Below are 20,975 nucleotides of genomic sequence, written 5' to 3'. Positions count from 1 at the left end.
CCAACCTATTTCAGGCGATCGGTGGCGGCACTTGGATTGCCGGAGGTGGTACGACCGGACTGCGCCGCCGTGCCCGTACGCGCAGCAGCACCACCGCCACGAGAACCGCCAGGCCCCCGCCGACCGTCAGCAGCCACGCCGGGACACCGGCCACCGTCAACAGCTGGTTCTCGTACACCACCCGCCGGAAGGGGGTGTCCTTGTCCGTGGCGCGCAGTTCATGGTCGCCGTCGATCCGCTTGGGCTCCGGAAACTCCTGGTCCAGCGCTGTCAGGAAGGTCTCGCCGCCGCCCGTGAATCCGGAAAGCGCCGTGTTCGGCTCCACCTTCCCCGCGTACGTCACCTCCGGCGCGTTCCCACCGATCGAGCCGCGCGGCTCCATCCGGTGCGGCGCCAGCACGAACAGCCCCAGTGACTGCGCGGTCTTGGCCAGCCGCGACAGCCGCATCGGGTAGATGAGCCTGTCGCTGGCGAAGCGCAGCCGCAGCGGGTCGAGCGTGCCGCGCAGCACGGAGCCCGCCGTCTCGGGGGCCAGGCGCACCGCCACGTACTCCCACTTCTGCTCGACGTACGGCTTCAGTTCGCCTGCGAGACCGTCCGGCAGCTCGAAGCCGTTCTGCTCCAGCCAGCCGCGCAGCGCGCCGGGATCGGTCGCCGTCAGCCGTGCGACATCGAAGTCGCCGAGGCGTTCGCGGCCGACCACACCCACCGCCGGCGCACCGGCCGCGGGGGCCGGTGCGCCCGCGGAGTCGCCGGAAGTGGTCAAGAACGGCCAGTCGCCGCCGCGTGGCCAGAAGTAGTGCCGCGTCCGGTGCTCCGGCGCGATGATCGTCTCGAGCTCGCCGAAGAGCGCGTTGTCGCCGAGCTCAACCGTGGCACGGCTCGGCACCGGCATGATCCAGGCAGCCTTGGGAGCGTCTCCGTCGACCGTGAAGCGCATCAGGATCTGCTCGGTACGGCCGTCCCAACCGACCACCGACGTCTCCCGGTTGACGTACATATGGGACTGCTTGTCCGGCACCATCGCGCCGCATCCGCAGGCGTACGCCGGGCTGACCAGCGATCCGAGCTGCAACGCAAACAACGCGAGCACCACCAGCAGCAACCGCTGCCTCCGTGGCCCGCGCACCGGTGTCCTGTCTTGTATGTTCCCCCGCATGCCTCCTGTGACGACGCCGCGGACCTCGCGGTTCCGGTGCCGTCGAACAAGATGGTCGAACGAGATATTCGGTCAAAACAGGGTGACAGTCAGGCGAAGAGGGGGTTGCCTGAGTCTCCTTCGTGGGGCAGTGCGAGGCTCTATGAACCGGGAGCAGCCCGGGACATGCAGCACCGGCGCACAGAACGTGAACCAGAAAAACACAACGTGGGGAGGCGCGGCGCGACGTGGCGAACGCGGAGCACAGCGTGCACGGAAGTGCGACGACGGATACGAGGATGGGCGCGGCCAGGGCCGCCCTGTGGCTCGTAGCGGCCGTCCTCGCGGTACGGCAGACAGCGGCAGTGCTCCGGCAGCCGCCCGGTGAGCGCCTCACCGACCTGGAGACCTGGATCGGCGAGAACGGCGTCCTGCATATGAAGGGCTCGCTGTACGACGCCGACAAGTTCACCGGTACGCCGTTCGCCGGACTCGTGCTGAAGCCACTGACCCGGGCCGCCGAGCAGGCGCTCGGCATCGCCTGGACCTTCGGCACACTGCTGCTCGTCGTCGTGCTCGGCCTGGTGGTCGCCCGCGCCCTGCCGGGACCCGTTTCGCGCCGCAGCGGCCTGCTCGCCGCGCCCATCGCCATCAGCCTGCTGATGCTCTCGCTGCCCGTGCGCAACAGCTTCTACCTGGGGCAGACCAGCATCATCCCGGTCCTGCTGGTGCTGCTGGGCTGCTTCGCGGCGCGCGGCGAGAGACCGTCCGGCGTGCTGATCGGCTTCGGCGCCGCCCTCCAGCCGACCGTGCTCCTCTTCGCTCCGCTGCTCTGGTTCACCGGCCGCAGACGCGCCGCCGTCACCTCGGCGGGCACCTTCGCCGCCTCCTCGGCGCTCGCCTGGGCCGCGCTGCCCAGCGACTCCTGGACGTACTGGGTGCACCATGTCGCGGGCGCCGGGCTCGGCGCCCGCCCGGACAGCCTGGCCAACCAGTCACTGCACGGCGCGCTGCTCCGACTCGGCCTGGAGGGTCCGCTCGAGATCGCGCTCTATGTCGCGCTCGCCGCCGCGGTCTGCCTCTTCGGCCTGCGCCGTGCCGTCCGCTACGCCCAGGACGGGCAGCTGCTCCTCGCCGTCGCCCTGACCGGCTGTGTGGCCGTCGCCGTCTCGCCCACCGCCTGGCAGCACCAGTTGCTGTGGGTGCTCCTCGCGGTCGTCGGCCGGGTCGGCAAGCGCGCCTCTGACCGCATGCTGTGGCCCGTCCTGGTGATCCTCGCGATCACGCTGCCGGGGAACATGCTGCTGCCCAACATGGCGGTGCTGTACCCCGTACGAGAAAACGTCCTGCTGATCGCCGCGCTGGCGGCGGCGGTCGCGGTGCCGTTCCTGCCGCGTACCTCGCCGTACTTCCGGCGGCCGGTGCCGACCGAGTACGCCATGCCGCTCCCGGCCCGCTGGAACCGGGTGCCGCTGCTGCCGTTCTGGCGGCGCGTGCTCAGCCGCCCGAACCTGCTGCTCGAACTGCTGGTGATCCGAGTCGGCTACTCCGTCTACTCGCAGATCCGCGCCGCCGCGACCGGCGGCGTGACCGCGGCCGAGGAGCACGGCCGGCAGGTCATCTCCGCCGAGCAGGCGCTCGGCATCGACGTCGAGCACTGGATCAACCACGCGGTGGTGAAGGCGGAGTGGGCCGAGGCCTTCTTCAACTTCTACTACACGTCCTTCCACTTCGTGGTGCCGCTGACGATCCTCGGTGTGCTGTACGTCCGGCGCCCCGCCGACTACCGCTGGGCGCGCTCGTCGCTCGCCTTCGCGACGCTGCTGGCACTGCTCGGGTTCTGGCTGTATCCGCTGGCCCCGCCGCGCCTGATGCCGGGCATGGACTTCATCGACACGGTGCACGGCCCGCAGGACCTCGCCAACCCGGACTACGGGGCGATGACGGCGGTCACCAACCAGTACGCGGCGATGCCGTCGCTGCATTTCGGCTGGTCGCTGTGGTGCGGACTGATTGTCCTGGTCTTGGCGCCGAAGCTGTGGATGAAGCTGCTCGGCCTGCTCCACCCGCTCTTCACGGTCTGCGCGATCGTGGCCACGGCCAACCACTGGGTACTGGACGCGGCGGGCGGCGCGGCGGTGGTGGGCGCGGGCTTCGGCCTGACCTACCTGCTGGCGGGCCGACGGCAGCTGCGGGTGCCGGCGGGGGCGGTGCCGGCGGCGAGAGTGGACACCCAGGTGGAAGCACCGGTCCCGGCCGCGCCGAAGTAGCCGCGCGCCCCAGGGGGTACGGGTCGTCCCCGTACCCCCTGGGATGGATCGTCGCGTTCAGACCAGGATCCGCCTGCGGGCACTGTTCCGCCACTTGGGCGCCGAAATGTCATCGTTCACGGTACGAGCCTGACGGCCGTTGACTACTCTCGGCTACGAACCGGACACAACGTGCCCTGCCGTTGGTGGAGTTGAACGAGGGGATGCCCGCCATGAGCCAAGTCAACGTCCTCGACCCGAGTGCGTCGCCGCTCGACTACTACGGCCACGAGTTGCGCCGCTACCGGGAGGCGGCCGGCCTCACGCAGAAGCAGTTGGGCGAGATCATCAACTACACGGGGTCGCTGGTCGGCCAGATCGAGACGGCGCGGAAGTTGCCGACGGCGGAGTTCAGCGAGCGGGTGGATGCGGCGCTGGGGACGGGTGGGCTGCTGTCCCGGTTGCTGGATCTGGTGTTGCGCAGCCAACTGCCGTCCTGGTTCCAGCAGATCGCGGAGCTGGAGGCGCGGGCGACGGAGATCTACGCGTTCCAGGCGCAGCTTGTTCATGGCCTTCTGCAGACCGAGGCGTACGCCCGGGCTGTACTGAGTGTCGAGTTGCCGGACGACCTCGATGGTCTGGTGGCGGCTCGATTGCAGCGTCAGCGCATCCTGCAGAAGGACGAGCCGCCGTTCCTGTGGGTCGTCTTCGGTGAGTCCGTGCTCCACCAAGAGGTTGGCGGTGCCGAGGTGATGCGGTGCCAATTGGCTCACTTGTTGTCCTGCGTGGACAACCGCAGGGTCAACATCCAGGTGTTGCCCTTCGCGGCTGGCGCCCACGCCGGTTCGCTGGGCTCGTTCACAGTGTTCCGGTTCGACAGCGATCCGGCGATCGTCTACACCGAGGACTACGTCACCGGCCATCCAACGGCGAATCCGCATGAGGTCAGGTCGCATTCGCTCCGTTACGATCAGCTGCAAGCAGCCGCCCTTCCCCTGAGGGATTCGGCGGAGCTGATCCGGCACGTGATGGAGGAACGCTATGGGGAGCACCCCTGATCTGACCGGCACACAGTGGCGTAAGTCCAGCTACAGCGGCAGCACTGGCGGCGAGTGCATCGAGTGCGCCCCCCTCAACGGCGCCGCCTGGCACAAGTCCAGCTACAGCAGTGACCAGGGCGGCTCATGCGTCGAGATTGCCGAGGCCCCCCACCTCGTCGCCGTCCGCGACTCCAAGGACGTCACCCGCCCCGCGCTCCACCTCTCCCGCCCCGCCTTCGCGACCTTCGTCGCAGCGGCGGCTCGGGACGCTTTCTAGCCCTTTCTCCACGGTGATCAAGCCGCGCTCCCTACCATGCTCCTGTTCGTCGGGTTCAGGGGGTTGGGGCGTTGCGCGGCTTATTGTCCCGAAGAGTTACTGCCACCGAAGACGGCTTCGTCTACGACGGCTTCATTTCCTACAGCCAGGCCGTGAGCGGGGACCTGGCCACCACGCTCCAGCGATGGCTCGAGCGGTTCGCGACGCCCTGGTACCGGCCGAGGCGGCTGCGTGTGTTCCGCGACTACACCAGCCTGTCGGCGAGCCACGACCTCACGGACAGCATTCAGCGTGCCCTGGCGGGCACGCGGTGGTTCATCCTGCTGGCCTCTCCGCGCGCCGCCCAGTCGAAATGGGTGGAGCGTGAAGTCGCCTGGTGGCGCAAGAACCGGCCGCCGGAGCGCGTGTGCATCGTCCTCACCGGCGGTGACCTCGTCTGGGACGACGAGTCCGGTGACTGGGGGGACGGGACCGATGCGCTGCCGCCCAGCGCCCGGGGGATGTTCACCGCGCAGCCGCTCTGGGTCGATCTGCGAGCCGTGACATCGGCGAAGGAACTCGACCGGTCCAACGTGGACCTGCTGAACAAGGTGGCGCAGATCGCGGCGCCGCTGCGGGGAGTCGACAAGGACGCCATCGTCGGCGAGCACATCACACTGCACCGCAGAGCGCGGTTACAGCGCCGGGGCGGAGTCGTGAGCCTGGTCCTCCTGCTCGTCACCGCGCTGATCGCCGCGTACATCGCGGTGGGCAACGCGCAAGAGGCGCAGGCCCAGTCGCGCATCGCGCAGGCCCGCGCCCTTGCCTCGGCGGCGGTCGCGAACGTCGACACCAATCTCGATATCGCGCAGCTGCTGGCGGTCGAGGCGTACCGGATGGACCCGAGGGCGGAGACCCGATCGGCGCTTCTGCAAGCCGTGACGTCGAGCCCCCATCTGGTCCGGTATCTCCCCGCCGGCTCGGAGGTGCAGCGGGTGGCGGGGTCCGACAACCGGCAGTTCCTGGTCGCGGGAACGAAGAACGGCCGTGTGCTGCGGTGGGACACCAAGGCGTACACCCAGCAGGTGATCGCCCAACTCAAGCGTCCCGTCACCGGGCTGGCGGTCAGCGCGACCGGCGCCACGATCGTGGCGACCGACGGCTCGACCGCGGTCCTGTGGACCGGCAAGGGCCCTGCGGAGACCATCTCGGTCCCGCCCGGAGGAAAACCCTCGCTCGTCGGTGTCTCCCCGTCCGGGCGCTCGGTCGTCGTGCACCGCGACGACGGTGTGGTGACTCTGTTCGACAGGGGGATCCGTCAGCTGGCACAGACCCAGACACAGACACGGGCAGAGAACGAGTTCGGCAAGTGGGACGAGCTAGCCGTCCCGTCCGATCGCCAGATCGTCCTCTTCGAGGCGGAGGGTGTGTGGGAGCGAAGAGTGCTCCCCACGCTGAAGCGGAGCGGCGGCGGAACCGTCGGCTTCCCCAACCGCAACTTCGCCTCCGCCATCTCACCGGGGGGCCAGTCGTTCACGTACAGCAACGGAGCTACCTGGTTGCCTCTGTGGGAGACGCGCGAACCGACTCCGGACAGCGATAGCCCTCCCCTTCAGGCCGCGAGCCGGGGCACGCGACCGACAGCTCTGGCCATCTCCCGCGACGGAAAGCGCGCGGCCACGGCCAGCAACGGATCGATCACCGTCTCGGACGTCACACCTGCCAGTGCGCAGCTCGCCACACCCACCGAGGTCAGAGCGTCCGGTACGGTCAACCCCGAAGCCCTGGCCTTTGTCGGAGACACCAACCATCTGGTGTCCGCCTCGGGCTCTCGCGTCGCTTTCTGGGACCTGACGCAACTGAGCCGTATCGCGAAGAAGGCCGACGTCAGACTCGCGTCGCCATGCAATGCCTGCACCGCGCCGTGGCTCGTGGCCAGCCCCGACAACGAGACGGTGGCCATGGTCGGTGACGGCGGAGGATGGGTAACGGTTCACTCGTTCAGTTCTTCCCACTGGTCCCCGGGCGGAGAACTGAGTGCGAGCGGACTTCCGGTTTTCACCGGTGACGGCAAGAACCTCATCATTCCCACCTCACTCAACGAAAGCTGGGAGATACGTGGGGTATCAAGCGGGCTGCCCCTGAAAGGCCACCTGCCGGCCTCGAACCTGGTCGACTCGGTCAAAGCGGCGTCCTTGTCCCGGGACAAGCAGCGCATTGTCGCCGTCACCGTCACCGACAGGGTGATCGTGCGAGACACGGGAACCGGACGAATCGTCAAGGAAATTCCAGGTCCAGAGAGTTCCGGCGATCCGTTCGAACAGCCGAACACCTCTGTCGCGGCGGTCGATGCGACAGCCTCGCACGCGGCACTGGTCACCGAGAAGGGGGTGCGCCTCGTGGACATCGTGAAGGGAACAGCGCAAGAAATCCCCTCAGCGGAAACACTGTCTGTGGCGTTCGCAGGCACGTACCTCGCGGTCGGACACTACGACGGCTCCATTCAGATGTGGAGCATGCGCAGCCGTCGCTTCGAGAAACCTGTCGGCGACGACCGTGAAGCGGATGGAGCCTTTGCGATCAGCACCGATGGCTCGTTGCTCGCCCAACGGCTTCAAGACGACTCGGTCGCCCTCACGGACATCGAGAACGACAAGGCCCTCGGCACACTCACATTGCTTGCGCGAGACCCCGCAGCGGAGTCTTCGCTGATCTTCGCCGACGACGGGACGGTGCTCTTCGTGGCGCTGGAGAGGACCGAGCAGAAGGGGGAACTACAGCGATGGTCGCTGACCCCCGACGTCTGGACCGACGCCGCCTGCGCCACCTCCGGCCGCGATCTCACCCGCGCCGAGTGGGGCAAGTACGTCGGCACCACACCCCCGTCCAACCTCCACTGCCGCAGGTGACCGGTCCCCTCACCGACTCACGCATGGCGAAGGTATCCCCCTGCTGCGCCGCAACAGGGGGAGGCGGGGCGTGGCGTGGGGTGAGCGCCCCGCCTCCCACCGGCCTACAGGTCAACTGGTGCTGACCTGGAGTTCCTTGATGCCGTTGAGCCAGGCCGAGCGCAGTCGGCGCGGGTCGCCCACCAGGCGCAGGTCAGGCAGAGCGTCCGCTATCGCGTTGAAGATCAGGTTGATCTCCATCACCGCGAGCGACTTGCCGAGGCAGAAGTGCGGGCCTCCGCCGCCGAAGCCGAGGTGTGGGTTCGGGTCGCGGGTGATGTTGAACTGCTCGGGCTCCTCGAAGACTTCGGGGTCGTTATTCGCCGATGAGTAGAAGATCCCGACCCGGTCGCCCTTCTTGATCTGCTGGCCGCCCAGCTCCAGGTCCTGCGTGGCCGTGCGCTGGAAGGAGACCACGGGCGTCGCCCAGCGCACGATCTCCTCGGCCGCCGTCTCCGGCCGCTCCCGCTTGTAGAGCTCCCACTGCTCGGGATGCGTGAGAAAAGCGTGCATACCGTGGCTGATCGCGTTCCTCGTCGTCTCATTGCCCGCGACCGCCAGCAGGATCACGAAGAAGCCGAACTCGTCGTTGGAGAGGTTGCCTTCGTCCTCCGCGGCGACCAGTTGGGACACGATGTCCTTGGCCGGACACTCCTTGCGGGCCGCGGCCAGATTCATCGAGTACGAGACGATCTCCATCGCCGCCTCGGCGCCGATCTCCTCGGTGATCGCGTACTCGGGGTCGTCGTACGCCGCCATCTTGTTGGACCAGTCGAAGATCTTGGTGCGGTCCTCCTGCGGTACGCCGATGAGTTCCGCGATGGCCTGAAGCGGCAGTTCCACCGCGATATTGGTGACGAAGTCGAAGCTGCCGTCGTCCTTCGCGCCGGCCAGCGCGGTCTCGACGATCGAGCGGGCGCGGTTGCGCAGGGCCTCCTCCAGGGAGCGGATCGCCCGCGGGGTGAAGCCGCGCTGGACGATCTGGCGGACGCGGGTGTGTTCCGGCGGGTCCATGTTGAGCATGATCAGCTTCTGGACCTCGATCTGGTCGCGGCTGATCGTCTCGTTGAAGCGGATGACCGCGGTGTTGGTGTTGGAGGAGAAGAGTTCGGGGTGGGTGGAGACATGCTTGACGTCGGCGTGCCGGGTGACGGCCCAGTAGCCCTCGTCCTGGAAGCCGGAGATGCCGGCCGGCTGGGTGCACCACCAGACCGGGGCGGTCTGCCGCATCCGGGCGAACTCCGGGTGGGGGACACGGGCTTGGAGGAGATCGGGATCGGTGAAGTCGAACCCTTCGGGCAGATGGGGGCAGTCCTTCGGCAGCTTCAAGGTCAACTCCAGGTCTGGCGGTGGTGTCGGTGACGCGGGTGGTCACGGGGGTGGTGACACGGCTTGTCTGACGACCCATCAGAAGTTGACCGAAAGGTAGTAACGAGTTCTACAAGTGGCAAGGGCCGCGGCGGGATCTGTTGCCGGTCGGGGGCGCCAGGGGTGCAGTAGTGCCGTGCAAGACCCTTGCGTACCGGGGGTAGCACTCATAAGACTGAACGGAGAACTAGAACGCGTACTAGTTCGGCTGCTGTGCGCCGGGACGCCCAGCGGCTGTGCGAGGAGAGGACGAGCTCATGGCCGCGGAACCCGTCATCGTCGAAGCCGTACGCACCCCCATCGGCAAGCGCTCAGGTGCGCTTGCCAACCTCCATCCCGCCTATCTGCTGGGCGAGACCTATCGCGAACTCCTCGGCCGCACCGGCATCCACGCCGACTGCGTCGAGCAGGTGGTGGGCGGCACCGTCACCCACGCCGGCGAACAGTCCATGAACCCCGCGCGCAACGCCTGGCTGGCGATGGGGCTTCCGTACGAGACCGCGGCCACGACCGTGGACTGCCAGTGCGGGTCCTCGCAGCAGGCCAGCCATATGGTCGCGAACATGATCTCGGCCGGTGTCATCGACATCGGCATCAGCTGCGGCGTCGAGGCGATGTCACGGGTGCCGCTGGGCAGCGGCTCCAAGCACGGACCGGGCAAGCCGTTCCCCGACGAGTGGAACGTGGATCTGCCCAATCAGTTCGAGGCGGCGGAGCGCATCGCGCGCAACCGCGGGCTGACGCGTGAACGGGTCGACTCCCTGGGGCTGGTGTCGCAGGAGCGGGCCGCCGTGGCATGGGCCGAGGAGCGCTTCAAACGCGAGACGTTCGCCGTGCAGGTGCCCACCACGGAGGAGGAACAGGCCGCGGGGCAGGGCATGTGGCGGCTCGTCGACCGCGACGAGGGGCTGCGGGACACCAGCATGGAGGCGCTGGCAAGGCTGAAGCCGGTCATGCCGACGGCCGTGCACACCGCAGGCAACTCCTCGCAGATATCGGACGGTTCGGCCGCGATCATGTGGGCGTCCAAGCGGATGGCGCGTGCTCTGAAGCTGAGGCCGCGGGCCCGGATCGTCGCGCAGGCGCTGGTCGGCGCGGACCCGCACTACCACCTCGACGGGCCGATCGACGCCACGCGTGCCGTGCTCGGCAAGGCCGGTATGTCGCTCAAGGACATAGACCTGGTGGAGATCAACGAGGCGTTCGCGTCGGTTGTGCTGAGCTGGGCGCAGGTCTTCGAGCAGGACCTGGAGAAGGTCAATGTCAACGGTGGCGCGATCGCGCTCGGGCATCCGGTGGGAGCGACGGGGGCGCGGCTGATCACTACGGCCCTGCATGAACTGGAGCGCAGGGACAAGGAGTTCGCGCTGATCACCATGTGCGCGGGCGGGGCGCTGGCGACCGGGACCATCATCCAGCGGCTGTAGGGCGTGTTTCGGAGGTGGTTCCGGAGCGGTCGCGTTCCGGCGGCCGGTTGTCAGACCCCTCCGCTACGTTGCCACCATGACGGAATTCGTACTGGTGGCAGGCGCGTGGCTCGGATCGTGGGCGTGGGACGAGGTGGTGCCGGAGTTGCGTGCGGCCGGGCACGGCACCCACCCTTTGACGCTGTCCGGCCTCGCCGACAAGCAGGGCGTGCCGGCCGGGCAGCAGACCCATGTACAGGACATCGTCAACGAGGTCGAACGCCTCGATCTGCGCGACGTCGTCCTGGTCGGGCACAGCATCTCGGGCATCCCGGTCGGTCAGGCCGCCGAGCGGATCGGCGACCGGCTGGCCCGCGTGGTGTTCGTCGACTCCAACGTTCCGGCCGACGGCGAGTCGTTCGTTTCGGGCTGGCCGTACGGCCGGGCGATGGTGGAGGCATCGATAGCCGACAACGGGGGCTTCTGGGCGCCCCTGACCGCAGCCGACTGCGAAGGCCAGGGTCTCACCGGCGAGCAGATCGCACGGATCGTGGGCGGCTCGACGCCGCACCCGGGCGCCACGCTGACCGAGCCGGCCGTGCTGGCGCGCCCGCTCGGCGAGCTTCCGGCGACGTACATCAAGTGCCTGCTCGACGGCGCCGAGCCGAACGACGACGTGGCGGAGCTGCTGAAGAGCGAGCACTGGCGGTTGGTCGAGATGGAGACCGGCCACTGGCCGATGTTCTCCCAGCCGCGCGAGCTGGCACGGATTCTGCTCCGGTCAGTCGTGGAATCCTGAGATCCGCTGTACCCGGCCGCATATGGCACGAGGGCCCCGGTGCTCGACCGGGGAAAGGTCGACCACTTCGGGGCCTTCAGCCTTCAGGAACGCCGCGCCCAAGATCGTGGGCTGGGTCCCATGTGCTGGAGGGGGCTGCGGGCCGGATCAGTACCAGCCCTGGGCCTGCCAGGAGGACCAGGCGCCGCACGGGCTGCCGTAGCGGGACTTCATGTAGTCCAGGCCCCACTTGATCTGGGTGGCCGGGTTGGTCTTCCAGTCGGCGCCGGCGGACGCCATCTTGCCGCCGGGCAGCGCCTGGACGAGGCCGTACGCGCCGCTGGACGGGTTGGTGGCGTTCACGTTCCAGCCGCTCTCGTGCTCCACGATCTTGCTGAAGCACTGGAACTGCGCGTCGTCCGCGATCATCTGCTGGGCGACCGCCTTCGGGGACCCGGTCTGCGCGGCGGGAGCGGCGGCGGCCGTGGCCGGGTTCATGCCGATCGCCATGCCGGCGGTGCCCAGGACAAGGGCGGAGCCGACGAGAGCGTTCTTCGGGCGGATGGCGATACGGCTGATGAGCGAGCGGAACACAGAGCGACCTAACTCTCGGGAACAGGGCCGTCGCGGGCATGCCGGAATCTCGTACGTACGAGTGGGGATCCGGCCGCCTGGGAGGCACTGCGGCTCCGGTGAGGAGCACGGGGCGCCTTGCGACTGGATCAGTTGTAGCGGCGAGGTCAGCCCGTCGCAACGACCCTTGTTACTAGCCGAGCTCGCACCTGGGGTGGAACGGCCGGGGGCTTGACGGGAGAGGTTCCTGCAGGTGGCGGCAGCGATCGACGGGCCACCATGACCATCAAAAAGGTACTATTCGGGCTCGTATCGGACTAAACCCCTGTGGGGCGGCTCACCCCGGGGGGACCCTGCCGGGGGGCTCGAATGTGACCTGCGCCTCGAAGGCGGCACGGCGTGTGGCTCGGCGCAGCGCCTTGAGGACCGTCGAGCCGATGGCGAGGGTCAGTACGACGGTGAGCGCCGCCCGTCCGAGGTCCCAGCCGAAGGAGGTCGCCGCGCAGTAGGCGAGGAAGCGGACCAGGTTCTCCTGCACCGGATCGCCGGGGTGGAAGGAGATGCCGGAGGAGAGGCCGCCGATGTATGTCCAGCCCTGAAGATTCATGACCGTGCCGTAGGCGAACGCGGCGACGGCCCCGTACACCGCGAGCATCAGCAGCTCGGCGCGGCCACGCAGCCGGTCCGGCCCCGGCAGCAGTCCCGCGCCCATCGTGAACCAGCCCATCGACAGCATCTGGAACGGCATCCACGGGCCGACGCCGCCGGTGAGCAGCGCGGACGCAAACATGGTGACCGAGCCGAGTACAAAGCCGAAGCCCGGTCCGAGCACGCGGCCGCTCAGCACCATCAGGAAGAACATGGGCTCCAGGCCCGCGGTGCCCGCGCCCAGCGGCCGCAGCGCGGCGCCGACCGCGGCCAGGACTCCGAGCATCGCCACCGCCTTGGCGTCCATCCCGGTGTCGGCGATCGTCGCGACGACGACGGCCACGAGGAGCGGGAGCAGCGCGGCGAAGAGCCAGGGCGCGTCGGCGGAGTGGGCGAGCCCGGAGTCGGCGTCGGCGAGCAGCGGCCAGCCGAAGGCGATCACCCCGATCGCGCTGATCAGGGCGAGGGCGGCGATGGATCGGGGGCCGAGGCGTACGGCGCGGGCCTGTGTGGCGTGGTTCACAGGGCGTCCCTGACCTGGGCGACGGTCAGCCATTTCTGCGGGGCCAGGATCTTGGAGACCTGGGGCGCGAAGGCGGGCGAGGAGACCACGACCTCGGCGGTCGGGCCGTCCGCGACGACCTCGCCGTCGGCCAGGATCACCACCCGGTGCGCGAGGTCGGCGGCCAGCTCCACGTCGTGGGTGGCCAGGACGATGGCGTGCCCCTCGGCGGCCAGGCCTTTGAGGACGGTGACGAGCCGGGCCTTCGCCGCGTAGTCCAGACCCCGGGTCGGCTCGTCGAGGAGGAGGAGCGGCGGCCGCCCGGTGAGCACGATGGCCAGCGCCAGGGCGAGGCGCTGCCCCTCGGAGAGATCGCGGGGGTGCGTCGTGTCCGGTACGTCGGGCAGCAGCTCGGTCACCAGGGCGCGGCAGGAGCCGGGTGCGGCGCCCGCGTCGGCGTCGGCCGCCGCGCACTCGGCCGCCACCGTGTCCGCGTACAGCAGATCGCGCGGTTCCTGCGGAACAAGGCCGACCTGGCGGACCAGCTCCCGGGGGTGGGTGCGGTGGGGGGTGCTGCTGCCGACGAGGACGGTGCCGGAGGTGGGCTCGACCATGCCGACGAGGGTGGCGAGGAGGGTCGACTTTCCGGCGCCGTTGCGGCCCATGAGGGCGATGGCTTCGCCGGGGGCGACGGTGAGGTCGACGCGGCGGAGGGCCTCTACGCGGTCGCGGCGGACGGTGAGCGCGTGGGCCTCGGCGAGCGGACCGCCCGAGCCGGGGCCCTGCCCCTTCCCGAACCTGGGGCTCTGCCCCAGACCCCGCACGTCAATCGTCGGCAGGGCTGACATCCTCAATCGCCGGCGGGGCTGCATTGTAGCCCGTCCGGCGATTGAGGACACGGCCGAAGGCCGTACGGGGGTCTGGGGCGCGGCCCCGGTTACGGGAAGGGGTGGGGTGGGGGAAAGACCCTCCAGGCGCTCCCGCAACGCACCGGCCCCGCGGCGCGCGTCCCGTACCGACAACGGCACCGGGTCCCACCCCGCCAGGCGGCCCAGGGCCACGACCGGCGGGTGTACGGGGGAGACCGCCATGATGGCGGCCGGGTCCCCGACGACCGGGGGCTCCCCGGGCGCGGGCAGCAGGATGACCTGGTCCGCGTACTGCACCACCCGCTCCAGACGGTGCTCCGCCATCAGGACCGTCGTGCCGAGATCGTGGACCAGCCGCTGCAGGACCGCCAGCACCTCCTCCGCCGCCGCCGGGTCCAGCGCGGACGTCGGCTCGTCGAGCACGAGGACCCTGGGGTGCGGGGTCAGCACCGAGCCGATCGCGACGCGCTGCTGCTGGCCGCCGGAGAGCGTGGCGATCGGGCGGTCGCGCAGCTCGGTCAGCCCGAGGAGATCGAGCGTCTCCTCGACGCGGCGGCGCATCACCTCGGGGGCGAGGCCGAGTGACTCCATGCCGTACGCCAGCTCGTCCTCGACCGTGTCGGTGACGAAGTGGGCGAGCGGGTCCTGGCCCACCGTGCCGACGAGATCGGCGAGTTCGCGCGGCTTGTGGGTACGGGTGTCGCGGCCGTCGACGGTGACGCGGCCGCGCAGGGTGCCGCCGGTGAAGTGCGGGACCAGGCCCGAGACCGCACCCAGCAGTGTCGACTTGCCGACACCGGACGGGCCGACCAGAAGCACCAACTCGCCCTCGGGGACGGTCAGGTCGACACCGCTGATCGCGGGCGCGCCGGCATCCCCGTACGTCACCGACACGTCTTCGAAGCGGATCACGGTTTCTCCTGCGAGGCGGGTACGGGCGCGATGAAGGCGGGCAGCAGCCCGATGAGGATGCTCGCGGCGGGCCAGAGGGGCAGCGTCGGCGCGGTCGGCGGTACGACACCGGGGTGCAGCGCCTCCGGATCGTATGTACCCGCCCGGATCATCAGGGCCGCGACGACCGCGCCGGATCCGGCCACCAGCCAGGACCGCGGGCCCCAGCGGTCGGGACGGTAGCGGGTGCGTACGGAGCGCCGGCCGCCGAGCCGGAGACCGGCGAGCGCGGCGAGGAGCCCGGCTATGAGGAGGGGCAGGCCGTACGAAGCGCCCTCAGCGGCGAGCAGTCCGTACGAACCGGCGCAGACGCCGAGGAGTCCGCCGAGCGTGAGGACGGTGGTGGTGCGGCGGACGGCGGGCGGGACGTGTGCGGTACGTCCGTAGCCGCGTGCGTCCATGGATGCCGCGACGGCGACCGACCGCTCGAGCGCGCCCTCCAGGACGGGCAGCCCGATCTGCACGATCGCCTTGATGCCGCCGGTGGGGCGGCCGCGCAGCCGACGGGCGGTGCGCAGCCGGACCACGTCCGCGACCATGTTCGGCGCGAAGGTCATGGCGACCACGACGGCGACGCCGACCTCGTACAGGGCGCCCGGGAGGGACTTGAGCAGGCGGGCGGGGTTGGCGAGCGCGTTGGCCGCGCCGACGCAGATGAGGAGTGTGGCGAGCTTCGCGCCGTCGTACAGCGCGAAGAGCAGCTGCTCGGCGGAGACCCGGCCACCGATGCGTACGCCTCGCGCCCAATCGGGCAGCGGTACTTCGGGGAGGCTGAAGAGGACATGCGTCCCCGGGATCGGCGAGCCGAGGACGACGGAGAAGAGCACCCGGATGCCGATGACGAAAAGCCCGAGCTTGGCGAAGGCCCCGTAGGAACGGGCCCAGGGCGCGTCTGTGCGCCGGGCGGCGACGACGTATCCGGCGACGCCGACGAGGAGCCCGAGGAGAAGCGGATTGGTGGTCCGCGACGCGGCGGTGGCAAGCCCAAGGGCCCAGATCCACCAGGCCCCGGCATGCAGGGCGTTACTACGACTGGCGGCGGGCGCGAGGAGGTACGACCTGCGGGGCGGTGTGTCGTCGCCCTGATGACCGGCCGATCGGGGCGAACTCCTGCGGTCCCGGTGGTCGGCGGCTTGTTGGGGTGCCGTGCCGTTCCGGCGGCCGGTGGCATGGCTCTGTGCCTGGTCGTCCTGATGGTCGGCGGTTCGTTCCGGTGTCGTGTCGTTCCGGCGGCCGGTGGCATGGGTCTGCGGCCGTTCGCCCCGGTGGTCGGCGGTTCGTTCCGGTGTCTCGCGGCTCCCGTGGTCGGCCGATCGTTCCGGTGTCTCGCGGCTCCGGTGGGCGGCGGTTCGCGGCGGTGCGGAGCCGGTCGATCGGGACGATCCGTCAACCGGGCGATCGGCCGCCTGCCGTTGCGTCTCGTCGCCGTGACTGCCGGCCGCCTGCGGCGACGCCCCGTCAGTCCCGCGACCCGCCTCCGGGGCGTGGGTCACAGCGTCTCCGGCTCCACCCCGCTGGCGCGGCTCCTCGTTGTCTCGCACCGTCGATGCCTCGGTTGTCATCCCCGGCGGCGGCGCGACTGCCACACCGCCGCGGTGCCGAGTACCGCTACCGCCGCGAGGCCGGCGATGAGGCCGACCGAGGGACCGCCCTTGTGGTCACTACCGCTCTTGCTCGCCGCAGACGCAGACGCCGCAGACTCGGACGGCTTCGCCTTCGGCTTCGGTTTCGTCGCGACCTGTTCGCCGCAGCCCGATTCCGGGTAGCCCGAGATCGCGCAGAGCAGCGCCTCGCTGTTGTACCGCAGCGGCTTCGCCACCGACGCCAGCGCCTCCGCGCTCGTCGCGTCCTTGCCGACCTGCGCGCACGCCGACCGCGACGCGGGCGGCGTCTCGCCCTCCGGGGCGTCCGCCTGCGTGCCGGAGTCGATGACCAGCGCGATCCGCTTCGTGTCGTCCTTCGGTGGTGTCCGGCCGCAGATCGCCTCGAAGTCCGGAGCCGTGCGCGGCTGCGCCGAGTCCCCGCTGTCCTCGCTCACCGAGAAACGGAAGCCGTTCACCGAGCCGTCCGACGGCCTCGCCGTGGCCGGGCCCTCGGTGGCGTACGTCCACTTCCCGCCGCCGCTCTGCCAGAACGACCAGTAGCGGTAACCCGCCGCCTGCGCCGGACCCGCGCCCAGCACCGTGAGCGCGGCGCCGAGCGCGGCGCCGAGCGCGAGGACGAGGGAGAGGACTCGGGTACGCATCACCGCTGCTGGTTCTTCTTGCGGCCGCTGAGGAGGATTCCGGCGCCGACGCTGGCGACGAAGAACACGCCGACGATCCACCACACCTCGATGCCCGAGTCGGACTCGGAGTCCTTCTTCTTGTCCGCAGCCGGCGTCGGCTGCCCCGTCGTCGACTCGGGCGCAGGACCCGTCGCGTTGAGCCCCGCCACCAGGTCAGTCCCGCCGAAGCTCTTCGGGTCCGCGCCAGTCGCATGCGCGGCGAGTATCAGCTGTGCGTACGCCGCCGGGCCGGACGCCTTCGCCCAGGCCGCCGAGTTCTGCTGCAGCCACTCCATCGGCTTCATCGCCTGGTCGCCGAGGCCCTGCGCGCTCAGCGCGACGATCGCGTCCGCCGTGTTCCCGAAGTCCGGCTTCTCCGTCGGGTCCGCGGCGCCCGGCATCGGCGCCGTGTTCAGGTGCCCGGTCTTGGCGAGCGCGGTCGCCAGGTACGCCGCGCCGTTGTGCGCCGCGCCCTCGACCGTCGTCGCCTTCTCGCAGACCGTGCCCTTGGCGTCCTTCGCACCCGCCGTCACGGCCAGGCCCTTGCCGTGCGCGCCGACCACAGCCGCCGCCGTGGAGTCCGCGACCATGCCGGGCGACTTCAGCTGGAAGACGAACGCGCCGCCGTCCTTCCCGCCGCACGGCTTCGCGAACGTCAGCAGCGCGTCGTACGGCGTCTTCCCGCCCTTCGACGTCACCGCCTCCGGCTTCTCGCCCGCCGCCGCGAGCGCGCCGATCACGATGGAGGTGGAGTTGGCGTCGCTGGGCCCGCCCGGGTTGTAGCCCCAGCCGCCGTCCGCGTTCTGCACGGACTTCAGCCAGCCGGCCGTCTTCTTCACGGTGGCGTCCTGCCCGCCGAGCGCGGCGAGCGCCTGCACCGCGGCGGCCGTGGCGTTGGAGTCCAGCGGCAGCTTGGCGTCGCACGCCTTGGCCGCGTCCGCGCGGTACGAGGGGAAGCCACCGCTGTCACACTGCTGACCGGTCAGCCAGGCCACGGCCTTGGCCGCGGGCTTGACGCCCACCGTGTCCTGCGCGAGCAGCGCCAGCGACTGCCGCCAGACACCGTCGTACGTCGGGTCGCCCGTGCCGTACAGACCGGACGGCAGCACGGTCGACGGCATCGGAGACGGAGCCGCGATCGCCGCCGGCGCGGCGGCCGAGGCTATGGCCATGCCGAGTACGGCGGAGGCGGCGAGCGATATGGCGCTGCGGCGAACGGTGGTCATGGCGGGCTGGGCCTCTCCTGCGGGAGCCGGGCACAGGCACGCTCAGGTACCAGGGCTCCGACCCCGTATGCCTCGACGGTGCCGGCCACCGGCGGGCTGCCGGTGGCACGAGCCGGTCACGACCATGTACGGGGCATTCCGACTCACCGCTTGCGACGGCGGTTCACGGCTGCGGGTCAGTGCCGGATTTGCACCGGCTTCCCCCCGTACGGTCATGATGACGACTCGCCCACTGTACCGACCGGCCGGTAGTCGATCGCCGGTGGCCGGTCGCCGGGGGCCACCAGGGGTCAGACCGCCACGTACAGCGTCGGGCCGCTCCCTGTCAGCACCTCCGCGCGCCCCAGCTTCATCAGTCGCCGCAGATGTGCCTCCGCCTCCGAGACCGCGATGTTGCGTGATCCGTACGGGATCTGGTCCCAGGGCCGGTTCCACTCCATCCGCTCGGCGACCTGCCACGCAGTGCGCGGGGCGGCCAGCAGTCCGAGCAGACCGGTGAGCCGTTCCTCGTGGTGGTCGAGCAACTCCCGTACCCGGGACACGGCATCGGGGAAGGCGTACTGGTGCGCCGGGAGCACCTCGGCGGGCGCGAGGCGGCCGATGCGCTCGAGGGAGTCGAGGTAGTCGCCGAGCGGATCGGTGACGGTGGCTGTGTCGCCGGCGTCGGGATCTTCGTAGAGGCCGATGTGCGGGGTGATCCGGGGCAGCAGATGGTCGCCGGAGAAGAGCCGCCCATTGCCGGGTCTGCCCGCCGGATGGGCCTCGTCCAGGTGGAGGCAGACATGGCCGGGCGTGTGGCCGGGGGTCCAGATGGCGCGGAGCCGGCGGCCCGGCAGGTCGAGGAGTTCGCCGGGGACGATCTCCCGGTCGGGCAGGGCCGCGCGCAGACCCGGCAGCGTACGCATCCGGCCCGAGGCGCGGGCCGCGCGCAGCGGAGCGGTGTGTTCGTCGGGGGCGCCGGCCCTGGAGAGTTTGTCCGCCAGGTAGTCGAGCCAGCGGGCCGGTTCGGCCTCCCTGGTGCGGCGTACCACCGCACCGTCCGCGTCGTGCATCGCGATCCAGGCGCCGGAGACCTCCCGGACCTGCCCGGACAGGCCGTGGTGGTCGGGGTGGTGGTGGGTGATGACGACGCCGTGGATGTCACCGACCGCGACATCGAGGGAGTCGAGACCCGCGACGAGGGTGTCCCAGGAGGCCGGGTCGTCCCAGCCGGTGTCGATGAGTACGGGCCCACGGTCGGTGTCGAGCAGGTGGACCAGGGTGTAACCGAGCGGATTGTCCGGAATGGGCACCTCGATGGACCAGACGCCCCCGCCGTGGTCGGTCACCTGGGTCATGGGGCTCTCGTCTCTCCTCGGCGACACGGCCACGGCCCACTATAACTAGAACTGGTTCCAATAGTCGCCCAAGTCGACTGTCATTCCAGCGGAGTTGGCTGATCTGCGGGCGCCGACGACGAAGGCCCCGACCGGCGAACCGGTCAGGGCCTTTCATCCGCTGGAGCGGCCTCGCCATCCCCGCAGAAGTGGGACCGGGGCAAGCGGTGGCCGGATTCCTTGTGCCGCTACTGGGCCGTTCCGAAGTCCTGCGTCCAGTAACTGTTGGGCTGCGCGAGGCCGATGCCGATCTCCTTGAACGCACAGTTGAGGATGTTGGCCTTGTGGCCGGGGCTGCCCATCCAGCCCGCCATGACGCTCTCGGGTGTGGCGTAGCCGTAGGCGACGTTCTCGCCGTAGGTGCTCCAGTTGTAACCGGCACTCGTGATCCGGTCGCCAGGAGACGAGCCGTCGGAGCCCGTGTGAGACATGTTCGTGTGGGAAGCCATGTCCTTGCTGTGGTCCTGGGCGGCCTTCGTCAGCTTCGCGTTCATGGTCAGCGCGGAGCACCCGACCTTGCTGCGCTCGCTGTTGACGAGCTGCAACACGCGGGCCGCATCCCCGGACGCCGGGGCGGCCGTCTTCGGTGCGCTCGGAGTCGCGGTGGCCTTGGGTGCGCTGGGAGTCGCGGTGGCCTTGGGTGCGCTGGGAGTCGCGGTCTTAGGTGCGCTCGGAGTAGCAGCGGGCGTCTGCGACGCTCCCGCCGTCGGCTTCTGGCCCCATGGAGAGCCCGTCCACCGCTGCTCCGAGTTCGCACCCTTCCAGTGGTGGCCGTTCCAGTGGTGGCCGTAGGACTTGCTGCCCGCGTTCTCCTGGGGGTCCATGCAGGCCATGGCGGCAGAGGGCACACCTATGGCTCCCACGGCGACGGCCGCGATGGTTATCTTCCGGTAGTACGTCTTCCTACGGTGCTTGCTCATGCGTGACCTCGCTCGTTAATCGCGGGGCGCCCCCGGTGTGGCCGACTCTGCGCAGATCCTGCACCTGAGCTGCGGAGACGCTTTGCGCCGCCATTCTTAGAACCGCTGTCAGGGCAGGGCAACGAGCACCAGTACTACCTTGATTCGTAGGACTGGAGGGGTCTTGAAATGGGCGCACGGGCGTGCTGGTCCGGCTTTCGGGGTCACGGAAGGTTCTGATGCTTCGTCAGAAACCCTTGTCCGCTCGCCGGCCGGGCGAAAGTGACGAGCGGACCGAATGCCGCCAAAACCTGCGAGGGGTATGTCTGTACCAAGACGGACAAATATCGCTATGTCGCTAACGTGCCATCTACTATTCAGCGACCTAAGTGCCGAATGTCCGTGTGGCTGATGTCACTGGGCGATGGGGGAACCAGCCTCCCCGTTGGTCGCTCTGCGTGACTTTGCCGCTTATGAGGGTG

16 protein-coding genes and 1 riboswitch are annotated in these 20,975 nt (G+C 69.7%); of the genes, 6 read left to right on the top strand and 10 right to left on the bottom strand.

Annotated features, from left to right (window positions below):
• Positions 1-10 precede the first annotated feature (10 nt).
• Positions 11-1,159: a DUF2330 domain-containing protein gene (locus ACFYXH_RS05825; RefSeq protein ID WP_389560902.1), complete on the bottom strand. Its 1,149-nt coding sequence runs from the start codon at positions 1,157-1,159 to the stop codon at positions 11-13.
• Between the two features lie 278 nt (positions 1,160-1,437).
• On the opposite strand from ACFYXH_RS05825, the gene ACFYXH_RS05820 reads away from it, so the two are divergent.
• The 4 genes from ACFYXH_RS05820 (at position 1,438) to ACFYXH_RS05805 (ending at position 7,592) form a co-directional block, all read left to right on the top strand.
• Positions 1,438-3,408, top strand: a complete 1,971-nt coding sequence (locus tag ACFYXH_RS05820; protein ID WP_389561286.1) for a bifunctional glycosyltransferase 87/phosphatase PAP2 family protein — start codon at positions 1,438-1,440, stop codon at positions 3,406-3,408.
• 212 nt (positions 3,409-3,620) lie between these two features.
• A complete protein-coding gene (locus ACFYXH_RS05815; RefSeq protein WP_389561285.1) occupies positions 3,621-4,445 on the top strand; it encodes a Scr1 family TA system antitoxin-like transcriptional regulator in 825 nt (274 codons plus the stop codon).
• Positions 4,429-4,704 carry a DUF397 domain-containing protein gene (locus ACFYXH_RS05810; RefSeq protein WP_389560901.1) on the top strand — a complete coding sequence of 92 codons (276 nt, stop codon included), beginning with the start codon at positions 4,429-4,431 and terminating at the stop codon, positions 4,702-4,704. Before ACFYXH_RS05815 ends, ACFYXH_RS05810 begins: the two co-directional genes overlap by 17 nt.
• 83 nt (positions 4,705-4,787) lie before the next feature.
• Positions 4,788-7,592, top strand: coding sequence for a toll/interleukin-1 receptor domain-containing protein (locus ACFYXH_RS05805; protein WP_389560900.1), 2,805 nt, complete (start codon positions 4,788-4,790; stop codon positions 7,590-7,592).
• 111 nt (positions 7,593-7,703) lie between these two features.
• Here the strand turns inward: ACFYXH_RS05805 and ACFYXH_RS05800 are convergent, their stop codons facing one another.
• Entirely contained in the window at positions 7,704-8,960 is a 1,257-nt protein-coding gene (locus ACFYXH_RS05800) for a cytochrome P450 (protein WP_389560899.1), read from the bottom strand.
• A gap of 296 nt (positions 8,961-9,256) precedes the next feature.
• On the opposite strand from ACFYXH_RS05800, the gene ACFYXH_RS05795 reads away from it, so the two are divergent.
• Both ACFYXH_RS05795 and ACFYXH_RS05790 read left to right on the top strand, forming a co-directional pair.
• Positions 9,257-10,426, top strand: a complete 1,170-nt coding sequence (locus ACFYXH_RS05795) for a steroid 3-ketoacyl-CoA thiolase (protein WP_327323298.1) — start codon at positions 9,257-9,259, stop codon at positions 10,424-10,426.
• A gap of 76 nt (positions 10,427-10,502) precedes the next feature.
• Complete coding sequence (locus tag ACFYXH_RS05790; RefSeq protein WP_389560898.1) at positions 10,503-11,204, top strand: alpha/beta fold hydrolase; 702 nt, start codon at positions 10,503-10,505, stop codon at positions 11,202-11,204.
• Positions 11,205-11,351: 147 nt separating this feature from the next.
• Here the strand turns inward: ACFYXH_RS05790 and ACFYXH_RS05785 are convergent, their stop codons facing one another.
• From ACFYXH_RS05785 to ACFYXH_RS05750, 8 genes are all read right to left on the bottom strand, one after another.
• Positions 11,352-11,777 carry a transglycosylase SLT domain-containing protein gene (locus ACFYXH_RS05785; RefSeq protein WP_389560897.1) on the bottom strand — a complete coding sequence of 142 codons (426 nt, stop codon included), beginning with the start codon at positions 11,775-11,777 and terminating at the stop codon, positions 11,352-11,354.
• Between the two features lie 316 nt (positions 11,778-12,093).
• Positions 12,094-12,960, bottom strand: coding sequence for an ECF transporter S component (locus ACFYXH_RS05780; RefSeq protein WP_389560896.1), 867 nt, complete (start codon positions 12,958-12,960; stop codon positions 12,094-12,096).
• Entirely contained in the window at positions 12,924-14,687 is a 1,764-nt protein-coding gene (locus ACFYXH_RS05775) for an ABC transporter ATP-binding protein (protein WP_389560895.1), read from the bottom strand. Before ACFYXH_RS05775 ends, ACFYXH_RS05780 begins: the two co-directional genes overlap by 37 nt.
• Entirely contained in the window at positions 14,684-15,745 is a 1,062-nt protein-coding gene (locus ACFYXH_RS05770; RefSeq protein WP_389561284.1) for an energy-coupling factor transporter transmembrane component T, read from the bottom strand. The genes ACFYXH_RS05775 and ACFYXH_RS05770 overlap by 4 nt, the downstream gene beginning before the upstream one ends.
• 539 nt (positions 15,746-16,284) lie before the next feature.
• Positions 16,285-16,971 carry an SCO2322 family protein gene (locus ACFYXH_RS05765; RefSeq protein ID WP_389560894.1) on the bottom strand — a complete coding sequence of 229 codons (687 nt, stop codon included), beginning with the start codon at positions 16,969-16,971 and terminating at the stop codon, positions 16,285-16,287.
• On the bottom strand, positions 16,971-18,218 hold the full coding sequence (locus ACFYXH_RS05760) for a prenyltransferase/squalene oxidase repeat-containing protein (protein WP_389560893.1): 1,248 nt from the start codon (positions 18,216-18,218) through the stop codon (positions 16,971-16,973). Before ACFYXH_RS05760 ends, ACFYXH_RS05765 begins: the two co-directional genes overlap by 1 nt.
• A 131-nt stretch (positions 18,219-18,349) precedes the next feature.
• Positions 18,350-18,422, bottom strand: a riboswitch (cobalamin riboswitch).
• Between the two features lie 86 nt (positions 18,423-18,508).
• Positions 18,509-19,555, bottom strand: a complete 1,047-nt coding sequence (locus ACFYXH_RS05755) for an MBL fold metallo-hydrolase (RefSeq protein ID WP_389560892.1) — start codon at positions 19,553-19,555, stop codon at positions 18,509-18,511.
• Positions 19,556-19,782: 227 nt separating this feature from the next.
• Positions 19,783-20,514 carry a CAP domain-containing protein gene (locus ACFYXH_RS05750; RefSeq protein ID WP_389560891.1) on the bottom strand — a complete coding sequence of 244 codons (732 nt, stop codon included), beginning with the start codon at positions 20,512-20,514 and terminating at the stop codon, positions 19,783-19,785.
• Positions 20,515-20,975: the final 461 nt, after the last annotated feature.

The organism is Streptomyces sp. NPDC002730, assembly GCF_042888805.1.
Lineage (GTDB): Bacteria > Actinomycetota > Actinomycetes > Streptomycetales > Streptomycetaceae > Streptomyces.
The sequence above is the reverse complement of the archived record's forward strand: the minus strand, read 5'-3'. Positions and strand labels throughout refer to the sequence as shown.

Coding starts and splice junctions, on each gene's coding strand:
- ACFYXH_RS05755 (WP_389560892.1), bottom strand. CDS start 19,555: ATGACCCAGGTGACCGACCACGGCGGGGGCGTCTGGTCCATCGAGGTG.
- ACFYXH_RS05825 (WP_389560902.1), bottom strand. CDS start 1,159: ATGCGGGGGAACATACAAGACAGGACACCGGTGCGCGGGCCACGGAGG.
- ACFYXH_RS05750 (WP_389560891.1), bottom strand. CDS start 20,514: ATGAGCAAGCACCGTAGGAAGACGTACTACCGGAAGATAACCATCGCG.
- ACFYXH_RS05760 (WP_389560893.1), bottom strand. CDS start 18,218: ATGACCACCGTTCGCCGCAGCGCCATATCGCTCGCCGCCTCCGCCGTA.
- ACFYXH_RS05815 (WP_389561285.1), top strand. CDS start 3,621: ATGAGCCAAGTCAACGTCCTCGACCCGAGTGCGTCGCCGCTCGACTAC.
- ACFYXH_RS05810 (WP_389560901.1), top strand. CDS start 4,429: ATGGGGAGCACCCCTGATCTGACCGGCACACAGTGGCGTAAGTCCAGC.
- ACFYXH_RS05780 (WP_389560896.1), bottom strand. CDS start 12,960: ATGGCTGACCGTCGCCCAGGTCAGGGACGCCCTGTGAACCACGCCACA.
- ACFYXH_RS05820 (WP_389561286.1), top strand. CDS start 1,438: ATGGGCGCGGCCAGGGCCGCCCTGTGGCTCGTAGCGGCCGTCCTCGCG.
- ACFYXH_RS05765 (WP_389560894.1), bottom strand. CDS start 16,971: ATGCGTACCCGAGTCCTCTCCCTCGTCCTCGCGCTCGGCGCCGCGCTC.
- ACFYXH_RS05795 (WP_327323298.1), top strand. CDS start 9,257: ATGGCCGCGGAACCCGTCATCGTCGAAGCCGTACGCACCCCCATCGGC.
- ACFYXH_RS05790 (WP_389560898.1), top strand. CDS start 10,503: ATGACGGAATTCGTACTGGTGGCAGGCGCGTGGCTCGGATCGTGGGCG.